This window comes from Streptomyces sp. NPDC046881 (assembly GCF_040645015.1).
Classification (GTDB): domain Bacteria; phylum Actinomycetota; class Actinomycetes; order Streptomycetales; family Streptomycetaceae; genus Streptomyces.
Map to the genome: position 1 here is coordinate 1 of NZ_JBEYXJ010000070.1, position 14,801 is coordinate 14,801.

At 74.0% G+C, this 14,801-nt stretch carries 15 protein-coding genes; 4 read left to right on the forward strand and 11 right to left on the reverse strand.

The features are described 5' to 3' along the window. Nucleotides 1-211 precede the first annotated feature (211 nt). Together ABZ923_RS27625 and ABZ923_RS27630 are read right to left on the reverse strand one after the other, a co-directional pair. A complete protein-coding gene (locus ABZ923_RS27625; RefSeq protein ID WP_361476561.1) occupies nt 212-1,513 on the reverse strand; it encodes a serine-threonine protein kinase in 1,302 nt (433 codons plus the stop codon). A gap of 93 nt (nt 1,514-1,606) precedes the next feature. Beyond that, nucleotides 1,607-2,827, reverse strand: a complete 1,221-nt coding sequence (locus tag ABZ923_RS27630) for a DUF1343 domain-containing protein (protein ID WP_361476563.1) — start codon at nt 2,825-2,827, stop codon at nt 1,607-1,609. 156 nt (nt 2,828-2,983) lie between these two features. Here ABZ923_RS27630 and ABZ923_RS27635 point away from each other — a divergent pair, with 156 nt between their 5' ends. The 3 genes from ABZ923_RS27635 to ABZ923_RS27645 are packed head-to-tail and all read left to right on the forward strand — an operon-like array spanning nt 2,984 to nt 6,053. Further along, entirely contained in the window at nt 2,984-3,757 is a 774-nt protein-coding gene (locus ABZ923_RS27635; protein WP_361476565.1) for an SDR family oxidoreductase, read from the forward strand. Then, entirely contained in the window at nt 3,754-5,418 is a 1,665-nt protein-coding gene (locus ABZ923_RS27640; protein WP_361476567.1) for an AMP-binding protein, read from the forward strand. The genes ABZ923_RS27635 and ABZ923_RS27640 overlap by 4 nt, the downstream gene beginning before the upstream one ends. Before the next feature lie 41 nt (nt 5,419-5,459). Then, nucleotides 5,460-6,053, forward strand: coding sequence for a TetR/AcrR family transcriptional regulator (locus ABZ923_RS27645; RefSeq protein WP_030347448.1), 594 nt, complete (start codon nt 5,460-5,462; stop codon nt 6,051-6,053). 16 nt (nt 6,054-6,069) lie between these two features. Here the strand turns inward: ABZ923_RS27645 and ABZ923_RS27650 are convergent, their stop codons facing one another. The 6 genes from ABZ923_RS27650 to ABZ923_RS27675 all read right to left on the reverse strand — a co-directional run bounded on the left by ABZ923_RS27650 (nt 6,070) and on the right by ABZ923_RS27675 (nt 12,431). Continuing rightward, on the reverse strand, nt 6,070-6,276 hold the full coding sequence (locus ABZ923_RS27650; RefSeq protein WP_361476569.1) for a hypothetical protein: 207 nt from the start codon (nt 6,274-6,276) through the stop codon (nt 6,070-6,072). 11 nt (nt 6,277-6,287) lie between these two features. Further along, a complete protein-coding gene (locus ABZ923_RS27655; RefSeq protein ID WP_361476571.1) occupies nt 6,288-7,682 on the reverse strand; it encodes a diaminopimelate decarboxylase in 1,395 nt (464 codons plus the stop codon). 221 nt (nt 7,683-7,903) lie between these two features. Beyond that, nucleotides 7,904-9,574: a helix-turn-helix domain-containing protein gene (locus ABZ923_RS27660; RefSeq protein ID WP_361476573.1), complete on the reverse strand. Its 1,671-nt coding sequence runs from the start codon at nt 9,572-9,574 to the stop codon at nt 7,904-7,906. A 145-nt stretch (nt 9,575-9,719) separates the two neighbouring features. Then, on the reverse strand, nt 9,720-10,934 hold the full coding sequence (locus tag ABZ923_RS27665; protein WP_361476575.1) for an acyl-CoA dehydrogenase: 1,215 nt from the start codon (nt 10,932-10,934) through the stop codon (nt 9,720-9,722). Between the two features lie 5 nt (nt 10,935-10,939). After that, nucleotides 10,940-11,962 carry a phosphotransferase family protein gene (locus ABZ923_RS27670; RefSeq protein ID WP_361476577.1) on the reverse strand — a complete coding sequence of 341 codons (1,023 nt, stop codon included), beginning with the start codon at nt 11,960-11,962 and terminating at the stop codon, nt 10,940-10,942. A gap of 169 nt (nt 11,963-12,131) precedes the next feature. Next, nucleotides 12,132-12,431 carry a hypothetical protein gene (locus ABZ923_RS27675; protein ID WP_361476579.1) on the reverse strand — a complete coding sequence of 100 codons (300 nt, stop codon included), beginning with the start codon at nt 12,429-12,431 and terminating at the stop codon, nt 12,132-12,134. Between the two features lie 112 nt (nt 12,432-12,543). On the opposite strand from ABZ923_RS27675, the gene ABZ923_RS27680 reads away from it, so the two are divergent. Next, on the forward strand, nt 12,544-13,509 hold the full coding sequence (locus ABZ923_RS27680; RefSeq protein ID WP_361476581.1) for an NADP-dependent oxidoreductase: 966 nt from the start codon (nt 12,544-12,546) through the stop codon (nt 13,507-13,509). Nucleotides 13,510-13,522: 13 nt separating this feature from the next. Here the strand turns inward: ABZ923_RS27680 and ABZ923_RS27685 are convergent, their stop codons facing one another. Genes ABZ923_RS27685 through ABZ923_RS27695 form a run of 3 tightly spaced genes read right to left on the reverse strand, consistent with a single transcriptional unit; the run spans nt 13,523 to nt 14,790 of the window. Beyond that, nucleotides 13,523-13,864 carry a DUF202 domain-containing protein gene (locus ABZ923_RS27685; RefSeq protein WP_361476583.1) on the reverse strand — a complete coding sequence of 114 codons (342 nt, stop codon included), beginning with the start codon at nt 13,862-13,864 and terminating at the stop codon, nt 13,523-13,525. After that, entirely contained in the window at nt 13,861-14,253 is a 393-nt protein-coding gene (locus tag ABZ923_RS27690; protein WP_361476585.1) for a DUF202 domain-containing protein, read from the reverse strand. Before ABZ923_RS27690 ends, ABZ923_RS27685 begins: the two co-directional genes overlap by 4 nt. 21 nt (nt 14,254-14,274) lie before the next feature. Continuing rightward, nucleotides 14,275-14,790: an NUDIX domain-containing protein gene (locus ABZ923_RS27695; protein WP_361476587.1), complete on the reverse strand. Its 516-nt coding sequence runs from the start codon at nt 14,788-14,790 to the stop codon at nt 14,275-14,277. Nucleotides 14,791-14,801 lie beyond the last annotated feature (11 nt).

Consider the following 14,801-nt stretch of genomic DNA (forward strand, 5'->3'; position numbering starts at 1 on the left):
GGTTGCCCCCTCGGTCTGCGGCCACACGCCCTGGGCCGGACGCCGGGGGGCCTACGGGCGCAGGCACACATGCGTAGGCCGACGCCCGTGGGCCAACACCCGTAGGCCAACACGCCTCGGTCAACGCTCGTAGGCCCACGCCCCTAGGCCCACACGCGTAGGCCAACACTCGTAGGCCCACACCCGCAGGCCCACGCCCGTTGACCGTCCGTCAGGCGATGCGGCCCGCCGCCAGCACCAACCGCGCCAGTTCGGGGTGCACGATGTCGCTGTGGGCCCCGGTCGGCGCGCCCCCGCGCCGGACGACGGCCGCCGCGTCCACGTTCACGCAGCCGGATGCGGGCAGCGGGCCGCCGAGGGCCGCCGCCAGGTCCAGGCGGGCGGTGCCCGGGACGGCCTGTACCCCGTCGTGCCCCATGGCCCCCCACCGGGGCCCGAGCACGGCCGCGATCTCGCTGCCCGCGCACGCGCGGTCGTCCCCGGCGAGCCGGGAGGCCAGCGGGTAGAACGTGCCGAGGGCCGCGTCGAAGTGCGAGTAGCAGCACACCACCGGACCGTCGACGCGCCGCTGCCGGCCTTCGAGCGCCCCGGACCGGTCCGGGGCGTGCGGCAGCCGGTCCGCGAAGGCGTAGTGCGAGAAGGCCCCTTGGAGCAGGGTCACCGACTTCACCGTGTCCACGCCCGCGGGCAGCCCGCGCAGCGCGAACGCCACCAGCCGGCCGCCGAAGCTGTGCCCGGCCAGATGCACCCGCACCCCCGGCGCCGCGTCGGCCACCCGCCCGAGAACCGGACCGAGTCCCCGCTCGCCGACCGTCCCGGCCCGCCGCTTCATCCGGTAGTACGTCGCCTGCCGCAGCAGTTCCTTCGCGCCGTCCCACGGATTCGGCAGGCTGAACCCGGCCCCGCCGCCCTCCGGTCCCAGCGCGGCCAGGGCCTCGGCGAACTGCTCGCACACGGTCACCGGATCCCCGGCGAACACGGCCGGTTCGCCCTCCTCGTCCGTGTCGGCCACCCCCGGGTCCCCGTCGGCGTCCAGCAGCAGCCGCACCAGCCGCCCGAACTCGGCCAGCCCCCGTGCGCCGTCCGGCCGTTCGTCCAGCATCCGGGCCAGCTGGTCCAGCACCGGCGCCCGGCCCGGGAAGGCCTCCAGCAGGGCGCGCCGGGAGTCCTTGTCGAGCACCGGGCGCGGCGCCGCCTCCGCCTCCACGGCCGCCACGGACTTCGGGAAGTCCGGGATCGGCTCGTCGCTGAACCGCATCGACGGCCAGACCACGCCGACGTACCCGAGCCGCGCCTTCGGGGCCAGCTTCGGCATCGGGGCGAAGAAGCGGCGGTACAGCGCGGTCGCGCCCGAACGGTCGTTGTTCCAGCCGTGCGAGAAGACGATCAGGTCACGGACGCCGCGCTCCGTGACCTGCGCCACCAGCCGGTCGCGTTCGGGGCCCTCCACGTCCCCGTCCGCGTCGAAGGTCAGCTCCCAGTAGGGAGTCACGCTCATCCCAGCATCCGCCATACCAGGCTCCCTCGTCCCCCGAGACACGGTGCGAAACGGTGTGCTTCGCGCGTATCGTCCTGCGGGGACGCGGGGTTGGCCATACGGTGCGGCTCACTTGTAGAGGAGATATTCCTTTCGAACCCGCCGGAACGCGGCCAGCTCCTCCTGCCAGGCGCCCGTCACCTCGTCCGTGCCGGCGCCCGCGTCGATCATCGTGCGCACCCGGGCGGAACCGGTGAGCTTGTCGATCCAGTTGTCGGACCGCCAGGCGAAGCCGCTCCACACCTTCCGGGCGGTCACCAGCAGCGCGATCCCGGTGCGTACGGGGTCGTAGGCGGCCCGGTCGGTCACGTGGATCTGCACCCCGCCGACGGTCCTGCCCTGGAACTTGGAGAACGTGGGCGTGAAGTACGCCTCCCGGAACCGCACGCCCGGCAGCCCGAGTCCGTTCGCGGCGGCGGCCCAGCGGCCGTCGACGCCCTCGGCGCCGAGGAGTTCGAAGGGCCGGGTGGTGCCGCGTCCCTCGGAGAGGTTGGTGCCCTCGAACATGCAGGTGCCGGAGTACACCAGCGCGGTGTCCGGGGTGGGCATGTTCGGGCTCGGCGGCACCCAGGGCAGGCCGGAGGCGTCGTAGAACCCGGCGCGTCGCCAGCCCGTCATGCGTACGGTCTCCAGGGCGGCCGGCGTGGCCAGGAACTCCCCGTTGAAGAGGCGGGCCAGCTCCGCGACGGTCATCCCGTGGGCCTGCGCGATCGGCTGCCGGCCGACGAAGGTGGCGAACTCCTTGTGCAGCACCGGACCCTGCGCCTCGCGGCCGGTCACCGGGTTGGGGCGGTCCAGGACGACGAAGCGCCTGCCGGCGAGCTGGGCCGCCTCCATGCAGTCGTACAGGGTCCAGATGTAGGTGTAGAAGCGGGCGCCGACGTCCTGGATGTCGAAGACGACCGTGTCGACGCCGGAGGAGGTGAAGACGTCGGCGAGCGGCCGGCCGTTCTTGAGGTACGTGTCGTACACCGGGAGGCCGGTGGCGGGGTCGTCGTAGCGGCCCTCGGAGCCGCCGGCCTGGGCGGTGCCGCGGAAGCCGTGTTCGGGGCCGAAGACCGCCGTCAGCTCGACGCGGGGGTCCTGGTGCATGACGTCGACGATGTGCCGGGCGTCTCTGGTGATGCCGGTGGGGTTGGTGACGACGCCCACCTTCTGGCCGGAGAGGAGTGAGTAGCCGTCGGCCGCGAGCCTTTCGAAGCCGGTGCGCGGATGCTCGCGGTGCCGGGGTGCCGCCGGGGCCGCCGCCAGCGTGGTGGAGGCGAGCAGGCTTCTTCGGGAGAGGGGCATGGGTCCTCCGGTGGGTCGTCGCGTGCGGGCCGGGTGGGGCTGGTCGCGCAGTTCCCCCGCGCCCTTTAGGTTGGGACAGTTCCCCTTCCCTCACACATACCGACTGGTTAGTCTGTCCTCGGCAGAGCCGATTTCGCACCGTGTCGAAGGAGACCGATGGTGGAAGCCGTGCAGGATGCGGGAGTGGTCGTCACCGGGGCGGGCGGTGGGATCGGGGCCGCGCTGGCCCGGCGGTTCGCCGCCGCGGGGGCCCGGGTCGTGGTGAACGACCTGGATGCCGCGAAGGCCGAGGCCGTGGCCCACGAGATCGGCGGGACCGCCGTGCCCGGCGACGCCTCCGCGATCGTCGCCGAGGCCCGGGACGCGCTCGGCGGCACGGTGGACGTCTACTGCGCCAACGCCGGCGTCGCCTTCGAGGACGGCGACCTCGACGGCCCGCTGGAGGAGAAGACCTGGGCGACGTCCTGGGACGTCAACCTGATGGCCCACGTCCGCGCGGCCCACGCGCTGCTGCCCGACTGGCTGGAGCGGGGCAGCGGACGGTTCGTCTCCACCGTCTCCGCCGCCGGACTGCTGACGATGATCGGCGCGCCCTCCTACAGCGTGACCAAGCACGGCGCCTACGCCTTCGCCGAGTGGCTGTCGCTGACGTACCGCCACCGGGGGATCAAGGTGCACGCCATCTGCCCGCAGGGCGTGCGCACCGACATGCTGGCCGCCACCGGCAGCGCCGGCGACCTGGTGCTCCACCCCACCGCGATCGAGCCGGCGGCCGTGGCCGACGCGCTGTTCCAGGGCATGGAGGAGGACCGCTTCCTGATCCTGCCGCACCCCGAGGTCGCCGGCTTCTACCAGGTGCGGGCCGGTGAACCCGACCGCTGGCTCGCCACCATGAACCACATCCAGCAGAAGTGGGAGGCCGCCCGGTGACCGCCTCCCGCTACGCCGCCCGTCCCTGGCTCGCGCTGCTCGACGAGAGCCAGCGCGCCCCGCTCGACCCCGCCGACTCGCTCGTGCACGCCCTGCGCGACGCCGTCGCCGACGCCCCCCACCGCACCTTCCTCGCCTACTTCGACGCCCGGCTCGACTACCGCGAGGTGGACGAGCTGACCGACGGCGTGGCCGCCCACCTCGTCGCGCGCGGCCTGGAGCGCGGCGACCGGGTCGCCGTCCTGCTGCAGAACTCCCCGCACTTCGTGCTGGCCGTGCTCGGCGCCTGGAAGGCGGGCGCGACCGTCGTCCCGGTCAACCCCATGTACAAGTCGGGCGAGGTGGCGCACGTCCTGCGGGACGGCGAGGTGGCCGCGCTGATCTGCTCCGACCGGGCCTGGGAGACGTACCTGCGGGAGACGGCCGCCGACTCGCCGGTGCGGATCGCGCTCACCGCGTGCGAGCGGGACTTCCAGACGCGCGACGACCCGCGCGTGCTGACCTTCGAGCGGCTGCCCCAGGCCCCGGACGCCGACGACCTGGTGGCCGTCGCCCGGCAGGGCGGCCGGGCCCCCGAGGACCGCCTGCCGCGCCCCGACGACATCGCCCTGATCAGCTACACCTCCGGCACCAGCGGCACCCCCAAGGGCGCCACCAACACGCACGCCAACATCATGTACAACGCCGAGCGGCAGGCCACCGGGCTCGGCCTGCCCGAGGCGCCCGTCTACTACGCGCTCGCGCCGCTGTTCCACATCACCGGCATGGTCTGCCAGTTCGGCGCCTGTCTCAGCAGCGCGGGCACCCTGGTGCTCACCTACCGCTTCGAGCCCGGTGTCGTCCTGGAGGCCTTCGCCGAGCACCGCCCGCACTACACCGTGGGCCCCTCCACCGCCTACATGGCGCTCGCCGCCCACCCGGACGCCGGCCGCGAGCACTTCGCCTCCTTCGTGAACCTGTCCTCGGGCGGCGCGCCCGTACCGCCGGCCCTGGTGGAGACGTTCCGGGAGCGCCTGGGACCGTACATCCGCGTCGGCTACGGCCTCACCGAGTGCACCGCCCCCTGCGCCTCCGTGCCACCCCACCTGGAGGCGCCCGTGGACCCGGTCTCCGGCACGCTGTCCGTGGGTCTGCCCGGCGCCGACACGGTCGTGCGGATCCTGGACGAGCAGGGCGCGGAGGTGCCCTTCGGCGAGCACGGCGAGATCGTCGTCCGCGGCCCGCAGGTGGTGCCCGGCTACTGGCGGCGCCCCGACGCGACCGCCGAGACCTTCCCGGACGGCGAGCTGCGCACCGGCGACATCGGGTTCATGGACGAGCAGGGCTGGCTGTACGTCGTGGACCGCAAGAAGGACATGATCAACGCGTCCGGCTTCAAGGTGTGGCCGCGCGAGGTCGAGGACGTCCTGTACACGCACCCGGCGGTGCGCGAAGCGGCCGTGGTCGGCGTGCCGGACGGGTACCGTGGCGAGACGGTCAAGGCCTATATCAGCCTCCGTCCGGGGGCCGAGGCGGACCCGGACGAACTGGCGGTGTACTGCAAGGAGAGACTGGCCGCCTACAAGTACCCGCGGCTGGTGGAGATCCTGCCCGACCTGCCCAAGACGGCGAGTGGGAAGATCCTCCGGCGGGAACTGCGTTCCCCCACCGGACACGACTAGCAGCAGACCCGATCAGCAGAACGGAAAGGCAGGTGGCGGCAGTGCCCAGGACGACGGACGGAGACGGCACGCCCGTCCCGCAGCGGCTGCTGGCCGCCGCCACCCGGCTCTTCGCCGAGCAGGGCTACGACCGCACCTCCGTGCAGGAGATCGTGGAGGCGGCCGGCGTCACCAAGGGGGCGCTGTACCACTACTTCGGCTCCAAGGACGACCTCCTGCACGAGGTGTACGCGCGCGTGCTGCGCCTCCAGCAGGAGCGGCTGGACACCTTCGCCAACGCCGACGAGCCCGTGGAGAAGCGGCTCAGAGGCGCGGCGGCGGACGTCGTCGTCACGACGATCGAGAACCTCGACGACGCGATGATCTTCTTCCGGTCCATGCACCACCTGAGCCCGGAGAAGAACAAGCAGGTCCGCGCCGAGCGCCGGCGCTACCACGAGCGCTTCCGCGCGCTGATCGAGGAGGGCCAGAAGGCCGGCGTCTTCTCCACGGCGACCCCGGCCGACCTGATCGTGGACTACCACTTCGGCTCCGTCCACCACCTGTCGACCTGGTACCGCCCCGACGGCCCGCTGAGCCCCCAGGAGGTGGCCGACCACCTCGCCGACCTGCTGCTGCGGGCCCTGCGCCCGTAGCCCGCGGGCCGGCCGGCTAGCCGATGATCTCCTTGAAGAACAGGACGGCGGAGCCGGCCGCACCGCCGCCCACGCTCACCGCGACCGGCCACGGGTTGCCGGCCAGCGCCGCCAGCACGGTGGCGCCGGCCCCGGCCAGGGCGGCCAGCAGGAACACCAGGGCGGCGCGCTGGGTGAGCAGCGGCCCGTCCCGGTCGGGCCGCGAACGGTCGGGCTGGGACACCCCGGCACCCCTCACCTGACACCGGGGACCGGGGCGCCCACCGGCTCCCGGGGCGGCACGCCGACGCCGTCCCGGTCCGACAGCAGCCACGGGTCCTGCGCGGGCCGGATCAGCGGGAACTCGACCTCCCCGTCCGCGCGCACCCGGACGCCGTGCACCGCCGGTTCCGGAAGGCTGTTGTAGTGGAACGGCGTCGAGAAGTAGTAGGCGCCGGTGTCCGGGACGACGACCAGGTCACCGGGGCGCAGCAGCGGCAGCGCACGGTCGCGGGCCAGCAGGTCGCCGGCGAAGCAGGCCGGGCCCGCCACGTCCTGCCGCACGGGCCGGCCCCGCCTGGCCGTGCCGTTCCCGTCGTACGCCTCGATCCGCAGCGGCCAGGCGTCGGGGCCGAACACGGTCCGGGTGGCGACCTGCACACCCGCGTGGGTGACGGCGATCGGCCGGCCCCCCGCGGTCTTGGTGTACTCGACGTACGCGGCCAGGAACCCGTTCTTCGCCAGGAGCGAGCGGCCGAACTCGGTGATGATCCGGTACCCGCCCCGGAACAGGTTCGGCGCGTGCGCCCGCAGCTGTCCGACGTACGCGGCGAAGCCGGGCGTGACCTCGTCGCCGGCGAAGTTGACGGGGAGTCCGCCGCCGATGTCGACGCCCTCGATCCGGCCCGGCCCGAAGGCCGCCTCCACCTCGTCCGCGAACTCCACCGCCTGGGCCACCCCGCGGGCCATGAGGTCCAGGGGGCAGCCCTGGGACCCGGTGTGCGTGTGCACCCAGGTCAGCCACGGGTGCTCGGCGAAGGCCCGGACCAGTCGCTCCCGGTTGCCCGGGTCCGTCAGCGGCACGCCGAACTTCGAGGTGCTCGTGGCGGTGCTCATCGCGGCGATCCTGCCGCCGCCGATCTGGCAGTTGAGGCGCACCCCGATCCGGGACGACGAAGGGCGCCGGGCGAGGAGGTCCGCGATCCGCTCCAGCTCCTGGAAGCCGTCCGCGTTGACGGCCACCCCGAGGGCCAGGGCCCGTTCCAGCTCCGGCCGGGTCTTGGCGGGCGCGTCGAACACGATCCGCTCGGCCGGGAAGCCGGCCGCGAGCGCCCGGGCCAGCTCGCCCGCGGACGCCACCTCGCATCCCATGCCGAGCCCGGCCAGCTCCCGGAGCACGGGCACCAGGCAGTTGGCCTTCGCGGCGAACGTGTGCAGGACGCGCGGCGGCGCGGACGGGCCGGCGCCCTGCCGGGCGCTCTCCCCGCCGGGGCCGGCGAACGCCTCGTGCAGCGCGCCGACCGTGGCCGCGACCCCGTCGAGGTCGACGAAGGCGGCCAGCAGGGACTCCTCCGGGTCCAGCAGCCCCTGCCGTACGGCCTCCTGGAGGATGCGTTCACGCCGGGCGGCGGCGGGGATCACAGCGGTCATGGTGAACCTTCCGGTGTCGGGATCGCGAGGCCCGGGAGCGTCCCGGGCGCCCTCCCAGGCTGCTCGCCGCGCCCGCCGCCCGTCTTCGTCGGTTCGGCAGAGAGGCCCCTCCCGTGACCGCATGCGGGAGGCGCTACCGGGCCCCGCGGGCCGCGCCGTTGTGCGCCCCGACGACAACGGCGCCCCGTCTCCGTGCGGGCGCACGAACGGCGGCGCCGGTGTCACGGCCGCTGCGAGGGCCCGGCCGGTCCCGGGCCGTCGTCGGCCAGCCGTAACTGGAGCTGCGCCAGCAGACGCGCGTCCGGGCTGCCGAGGTCGAGCCCCGAGACCGCGGTGATCCGGCCCAGCCGGTACCGCAGGCTGTTGGGATGCACCGAGAGGCTGCGCGCGGCGGCGGACACGTCACCGAAGTGGTCGAGGTAGGCCCGCAGCGTCTCCACGAGCCGGCTCCCGGCGTGCTCGGCGTCGAACGCGGCCAGCCGCGCCACCGAGGTCCCCGGCGGCAGCCGTACGTCCCGCAGCGCCTCGACCGCCTGCAGGACGCCGATCGTGTCCGCCACCTCCTCCACCCACGCCACGGTCCGCGAACCCCCGGCCCGGCCCAGGGCCTTGAGCGCCAGCTCGGCGTCCCGGCGCGACCCGGCAGCCCGCGCCAGCGCCGGCACCACCGCACCCAGTCCCACCCGCACCGGCCCGCCGGTCGCCTCCGACACCCGTGCCGCCAGCGACTCCCCGAGCCGCGCCAGCTGCTCACGGGCCCGGTCCGGGTGCAGCGCGCACACCAGCACCAGGGCACGGCCGCCCGCCGGTACGACCACGACCCGGTGCCCGAGCGCGGTGCAGTGCAGGGTGAGCAGGCCGTACATCGTCGACGGGTCGCGGGACGGCTCCTCCCCGGGCGCGTCCGTGCCGAGGCCCACCGCCAGCACGGCGCAGGGCTCCTGCGCCGGCAGCGACGCCCGCTCGGCCAGCAGTTCCGCCGAGCCGCGCTCCTCCAGCAGCGCCCGCGCCGCGTCCTCCGCCAGCCGGCTGTCCGCACCGCGCGTGTGGTGGCGCAGCAGGTGGGCGGCGGCCGCCCGGGACGCCGTACGCAGCGCCTCGGCCGCGTTCGGGGCGAGCGGCCTGCCGCCGACCGCGGCCACCCAGACCGACCCCAGCACCTCGCCGTTCGCGCGGACGGCGCACACCAGGCGCTCCGGATCGTCGCCCCGGGCCCGCCGGTGCAGCACCTCGTCCGTCGCCCACAGGGCACGGAACAGCCCCGCCTCCCGCATCGCGGCCACCCGCCAGGGCGGGACCCGCCGCCCCAGGATGGTCAGCCGGCGCATCTCGTCCACGTTCTCCTCCGTCGAGGAGTACGCCAGGACGCGGGAGTCGGTGTCCTCGATGGTCACCGAGCCGCCGACCAGGGCGGCGACCGCGTCGGCCAGCGCGTCCAGGTCCCCGACGGCGGGCCCGAGGGCCGGTGGCGCCCCCGCGGCGGCCAGTCCGGCCCGCACCACGCCCACCAGCTGCTCCCAGTCGCACCACCGGGTGCGGTACAGCACCGCCACCCCGGCCTCCTCGGCGGCCGAACGCAGCGCCCGGGCGGACTGTTCGGTGCGGTCGGGGCCCAGCACCACACCGCTGGCGCCGGCGGCACCGGCCCGGCGCACGACGTCCAGGGCGTGCGCCGAGGCGGGGTCGACGGCCGGCGCGAGCAGCAGTACCCGCGGACCGATGCCGGGCTCCAGCGGATCCAGCACCGCCGCCCTGCCGACGGGCACCGCCAGTCCGGCCGGTGCCGTGTCCAGCTCCAGGGCCCCCGACCCCACGACGGACAGCAGCCGCTCCAAGGTCACCCCGGTCTCCGTGGCCGTCCGCCACTCCGGGTGGTCCCGCAGGTCCGTCACGCTTCCCCCACTCGACGCGCCGCCGGCCCGCCGGGCCGGTTCCGGAAGGGGTACGACACCACAGACGGGGCGCGCACTCAACGGCGCACGGAACTCACGCGGGGGGCACGGCCGGTGCGGCGCCGGGGCCGCACCGGTGTGCGCGTCACAGGTACTGCTTCAGCTCCCGGCGGGCCAGCGACCGCTGGTGGACCTCGTCCGGGCCGTCGGCGAGCATCAGCGTGCGGGCGCTCGCGTACAGCTCGGCCAGCGGGAAGTCCTGGCTCACCCCGCCCGCGCCGTGCAGCTGGATCGCCCGGTCCAGGATGCCGACCACCGCGCGCGGCGTGGCGATCTTGATGGCCTGGATCTCGGTGTGGGCGCCCTTGTTGCCGACGGTGTCCATCAGCCAGGCCGTCTTCAGCACCAGCAGCCGCAGCTGCTCCACGGTGACCCGGGCGTCGGCGATCCAGTTCTGGACCACGCCCTGCTGCGCCAGCGCCTTGCCGAACGCGGTACGGCTCACGGCCCGCCGGCACATCAGCTCGATGGCCCGCTCGGCCATGCCGATCAGCCGCATGCAGTGGTGGATCCGGCCGGGGCCGAGCCGGGCCTGGGCGATGGCGAAGCCGCCGCCCTCCTCGCCGACGAGGTTCGCCACCGGCACGCGCGCGTGGTCGAAGACCACCTCGGCGTGGCCGCCGTGCGAGTGGTCCTCGTAGCCGAAGACCTGCATGGCCCGCTTGACCGTGACGCCGGGGGTGTCGCGCGGGACCAGGACCATGGACTGCTGGCGGCGGATGTCGGCGCCGTCCGGGTCGGTCTTGCCCATCACGATGAAGATCTGGCAGTCCGGGTTCATCGCCCCGGAGATGTACCACTTGCGGCCGGTGATGACGTACTCGTCGCCGTCCCGCTCGATGTGGGTGGTGATGTTGGTGGCGTCCGAGGAGGCCACCTCCGGCTCGGTCATCGCGAACGCCGAGCGGATCTCGCCGGCCAGCAGCGGCTCCAGCCACTGCTTCTTCTGCTCCTCGGTGCCGAACTGCGCCAGCACCTCCATGTTCCCGGTGTCGGGCGCGGCGCAGTTGGTCGCGGTGGGCGCGAGGTGCGGGGAGCGGCCGGTGATCTCGGCGAGCGGGGCGTACTGGAGGTTGGTGAGCCCGGCGCCGTACTCGCCGTCGGGGAGGAAGAGGTTCCACAGGCCCTGCCTGCGGGCCTCGGCCTTCAGCTCCTCGACCACGGCCGGGGTGTCCCAGGGCGAGGCGAGAGCGGCCCGCTGCTCCTCGGCGACCGCCTCGGCCGGGTAGACGTGCTCGTCCATGAAGGCGAGGAGCTTGGCGCGCAGTTCCTCGGTGCGCGCGTCGAACGCGAAGTCCATGCCGGTCAGCCTTCCTGGAGAGTGGTCAGTCCGTGGTCGATGAAGACGGGCACGAGGTCGCCGATGCGGTCGAAGCCGCGGCCGACCGTCTGGCCGAGCGTGTACCGGTAGTGGATGCCCTCCAGGATCACGGCGAGCTTGAACCAGGCGAACGCCGTGTACCAGGAGACGGCCGAGACGTCCCGGCCGGAGCCGGCCGCGTACCGCTCGATCAGCTCGCGGGGGTCCGGGTGGCCCGGGGCCTCGGCGGTGGTGGAGACGGGGGAGTCCGGCATCCCGAGCGGCCGGCTGTACATCACCAGCAGGCCGAGATCGGTCAGCGGGTCGCCGAGCGTGGACATCTCCCAGTCGAGGATGGCCTTGATCCGGTCGTCGTCCCCGATCAGGACGTTGTCGAGCCGGTAGTCGCCGTGGACCACGGCCGGGGCGGGGGAGCGGGGCAGGTCACGGCCGAGGGCCGCGTGCAGCTCGTCGATGCCCGGCAGGTCGCGGTTGCGGGAGGCGTCCAACTGCTTGCCCCAGCGGCGCAGTTGCCGGTCCAGGAAGCCCTCGGGGCGGCCGAAGTCCGCCAGACCGACGGCCGCCGGTTCCACCGCGTGCAGCTCGACCAGCGTGTCCACCAGGGACAGCACCGCGTTCCGGGTGCGCTCCGGGCCGAGCGCGGCGAGCTGGTCGGCGGTGCGGTACGGGGTGCCCTCCACGAACTCCATCACGTAGAACGGAGCCCCGAGCACCTCCTCGTCCTCGCACAGCACCACCGGGCGGGGGACCGGCACCTGGGTCGGGTGCAGGGCGCTGATGACCCGGTGCTCGCGCTTCATGTCGTGCGCGGTGGCCAGCACGTGGCCGAGCGGGGGCCGGCGGACGACCCACTTCGAGGTGCCGTCGGAGAGTGCGTAGGTGAGGTTCGACCGTCCGCCCTCGATCAGCCGTCCGGTCAGCGGGCCGCCGACCAGACCGGGACGCTCGCGCTCCAGCAGGGCGCGCAGCCGGTCCAGGTCGAGTCCGGGCGGGTGGTCGGCGCTCATTCATCACTCCTACCAACGGGTCAACAAGAACAGGACTCATGATGCCGACCGGTCGGTATGTCGTCCAGTGCGGGAGCCGAACCCGGGGGGAAACGTGACCGGAGCCACGATAGGACGACGGCCCCCCGGGGTGCTGCCCGGGGAGCCGTCGTCGCTGTGACCGTGAGGATCAGTGGTCGTCCCAGTGGTTGCCGTGCTCGGCGTGCCGGTGCCCGCCGTGCAGGTAGTCCACGTGGTCGCCGTGCGGCACCTGCGCGTGCCCGCACTCGTCGTGGTGCACGTGCTCATGGCCCTCGTGGACGGTGTGCCCGGCCGGCTCGCACTCGTCCCAGTGGCCCTCGTGCTCCCGGTGCAGATGGCCGTCGTGGGCGTAGTCCACGTGGTCGCCGTGCGGTACGGCGCTGTGTCCGCAGTCCGGCCCGTGGCGGTGGGTCCCGTGCTCGGTGTGTTCCTGGTGGAGGGTGGTCATGGTGCTCCCCTTCGGGGGGTACGGGGGTGACGACCGAAAGGCTGCCACGAGAAAGCCGCATATCAGGGCATCCCGGTTGCGTGGCGCACGAGTACCCCGGAGGGTCGAGGGCATGAAGGGCATCAGCTACCGCCGCTACGGCGGACCCGAGGTGCTGGAGTACGGCGAGCTGCGCGACCCCAAGGTCGGTCCCGACCAGGTTCTGGTCAAGGTGCGGGCGGCGGCCGTCAACCCCGTCGACTGGAAGTGCCGCGAGGGGTATCTGGACCCGCTCCTGGACGCCGTCTTCCCGGTGGTCCCCGGCTGGGACGTCAGCGGAGTGGTCGTCCGGCCCGGGGCCGCGGTCACCGAGTTCGCCGCCGGCGACGAGGTCATCGGCTACGTCCGCGAGGACTTCCTCTCCCGGGGCACCTTCGCCGAGTACGTCGCCGCACCCGTGCGCACCCTGGCCCGCAAGCCGCGCAGGCTGTCCTTCGAGGAGGCCGCCGGACTGCCGCTGGCCGGGCTCACCGCCTACCAGGTGCTGGTCAAGGCGCTGGAGGTGAAGCAGGGTGAGACCGTCCTGGTGCACGCGGCGGCCGGCGGGGTCGGCTCGCTCGCCGTGCAGATCGCCGCCCACCTCGGCGCCCGGGTCATCGGCACGGCCGGCGAACGGAACCACGACCACGTCCGCGCGCTGGGCGGCGAGCCGGTGGCCTACGGCGACGGCCTGGCGGAACGGGTGCGCGGGCTCGCCCCCGAAGGGGTGGAGGCGGTCTTCGACACCATCGGCGGCGACACCCTGAAGACCTCGGCCAACCTGCTCGCCCCGGAGGGCCGGCTGGCCTCGATCGCCGACCCCGAGGTGGTGGCCTACGGCGGCCGCTACTGCTTCGTCCGCCCGGACGCCGAGGACCTGCGGCACCTGTCGCGGCTGGCCGACCAGGGCGCCGTCACCGTCCACGTCCAGCAGACCTTCCCGCTGACCCGCGCGGCCGACGCCCACCGGCTGAGCCAGGAGGGCCACACCCGCGGCAAGATCGTGGTGACGGTGGAGGAGGAGGCCGGGGAAGGGGACACCGGGGAAGGCGCCGCCTAGAGCGGTGCCGTGTCTACACCACCAGCACGGCGGCGCACGCGGCCGTCGCCACCGCGCACAGCACCGCCGTCGTCGCGTGGCGGGGGGCCAGGGCGGGCGGTGGGGTGCCGGTGGACAGTGCGCGGATGCGGTGGTGGGCCACGCCGAGGAAGCCCAGCCACAGTCCGCAGCACAGCGCGCACATGAGGACGCCGGTGGCCGACGCTCCGCCGCGCAGCGCCGTCCTGACGCCCAGGACGGCGACCACCGCACCGGACAGGGTCGTACGCCGCCAGGCCAGCCGGGTCCGCTCGGGCTGCAGCCCGGGATCCCGGCCCGCCGGGTCCTCGGCGTCCGGGCCCGGCCCCGCCGTCATCCCTCCCACCCCACGACAACCACCACGACCATCGCGACGGCGACCACCGCGACGACGAGGCTCAGCAGCACCGGGAAGCGGGACGCGGGCAGGTCCTCGCCGCGGCGCATCGCCCGCTCGCAGCGCACCCAGTGGTTCACCGCGCGCAGGGAGCAGAGCACACCGGCCGCGAGCAGCGCGAGCGCGAGTCCGACCCGCCACCCCCAGCGCAGGTCCGGCAGGAACTGGTCCACCGCGAATCCGCCGCCGATCAGCGCCAGCGCGGTGCGCAGCCAGGCGAGGAAGGTGCGCTCGTTGGCCAGCGAGAACCGGTAGTCGGGCGTGCCGCCCTCGTCCCGCACCCGCTCCGGCGCGAACCACAACCGGATGTTCCGTACGAACTCGCTCACGCGGCCGACCCTACCCGGCGATCACCGGGCCGCCCGGAACGCCCGCAGCCGCTCGTAGGCCGCCAGCCCGTCCGGCACCCACTCCCACTCGCCGAGCCGCCGCCCGACCTCGTCCTCGGACAGGAAGGCGTGCCACTGGACCTCCTCGGCCTGCGGCCGCACGGGCAGTTCGCAGCGCACCTCGTACACCGCCGACCACCAGCCCTGCCCGGCGCCGTCGTCGTACAGGAACTTGAAGAGGAACTCCGGCTGCGGCAGCCCGTGCACCCCCAGCTCCTCCTCGGCCTCCCGCAGCGCCGCCTCGTCGTAGGACTCGCCCGCGCCGACGACCCCGCCGACGAACATGTCGTACAGGGAGGGGAAGACCAGCTTGGTCGCGGTGCGCCGGTGCACGAAGAGCCGGCCGGCCGCGTCCCGGGCCTGGACGAACACACAGCGGTGGCGCAGCCCGCGGGCGTAGGCCTCGCCCCGCGGGTACCGGGCGACGACCCGGTCGTGCTCGTCGACGATGTCGAGGATCTCGTCAGCAGGGTTCATGCCCGTATCCA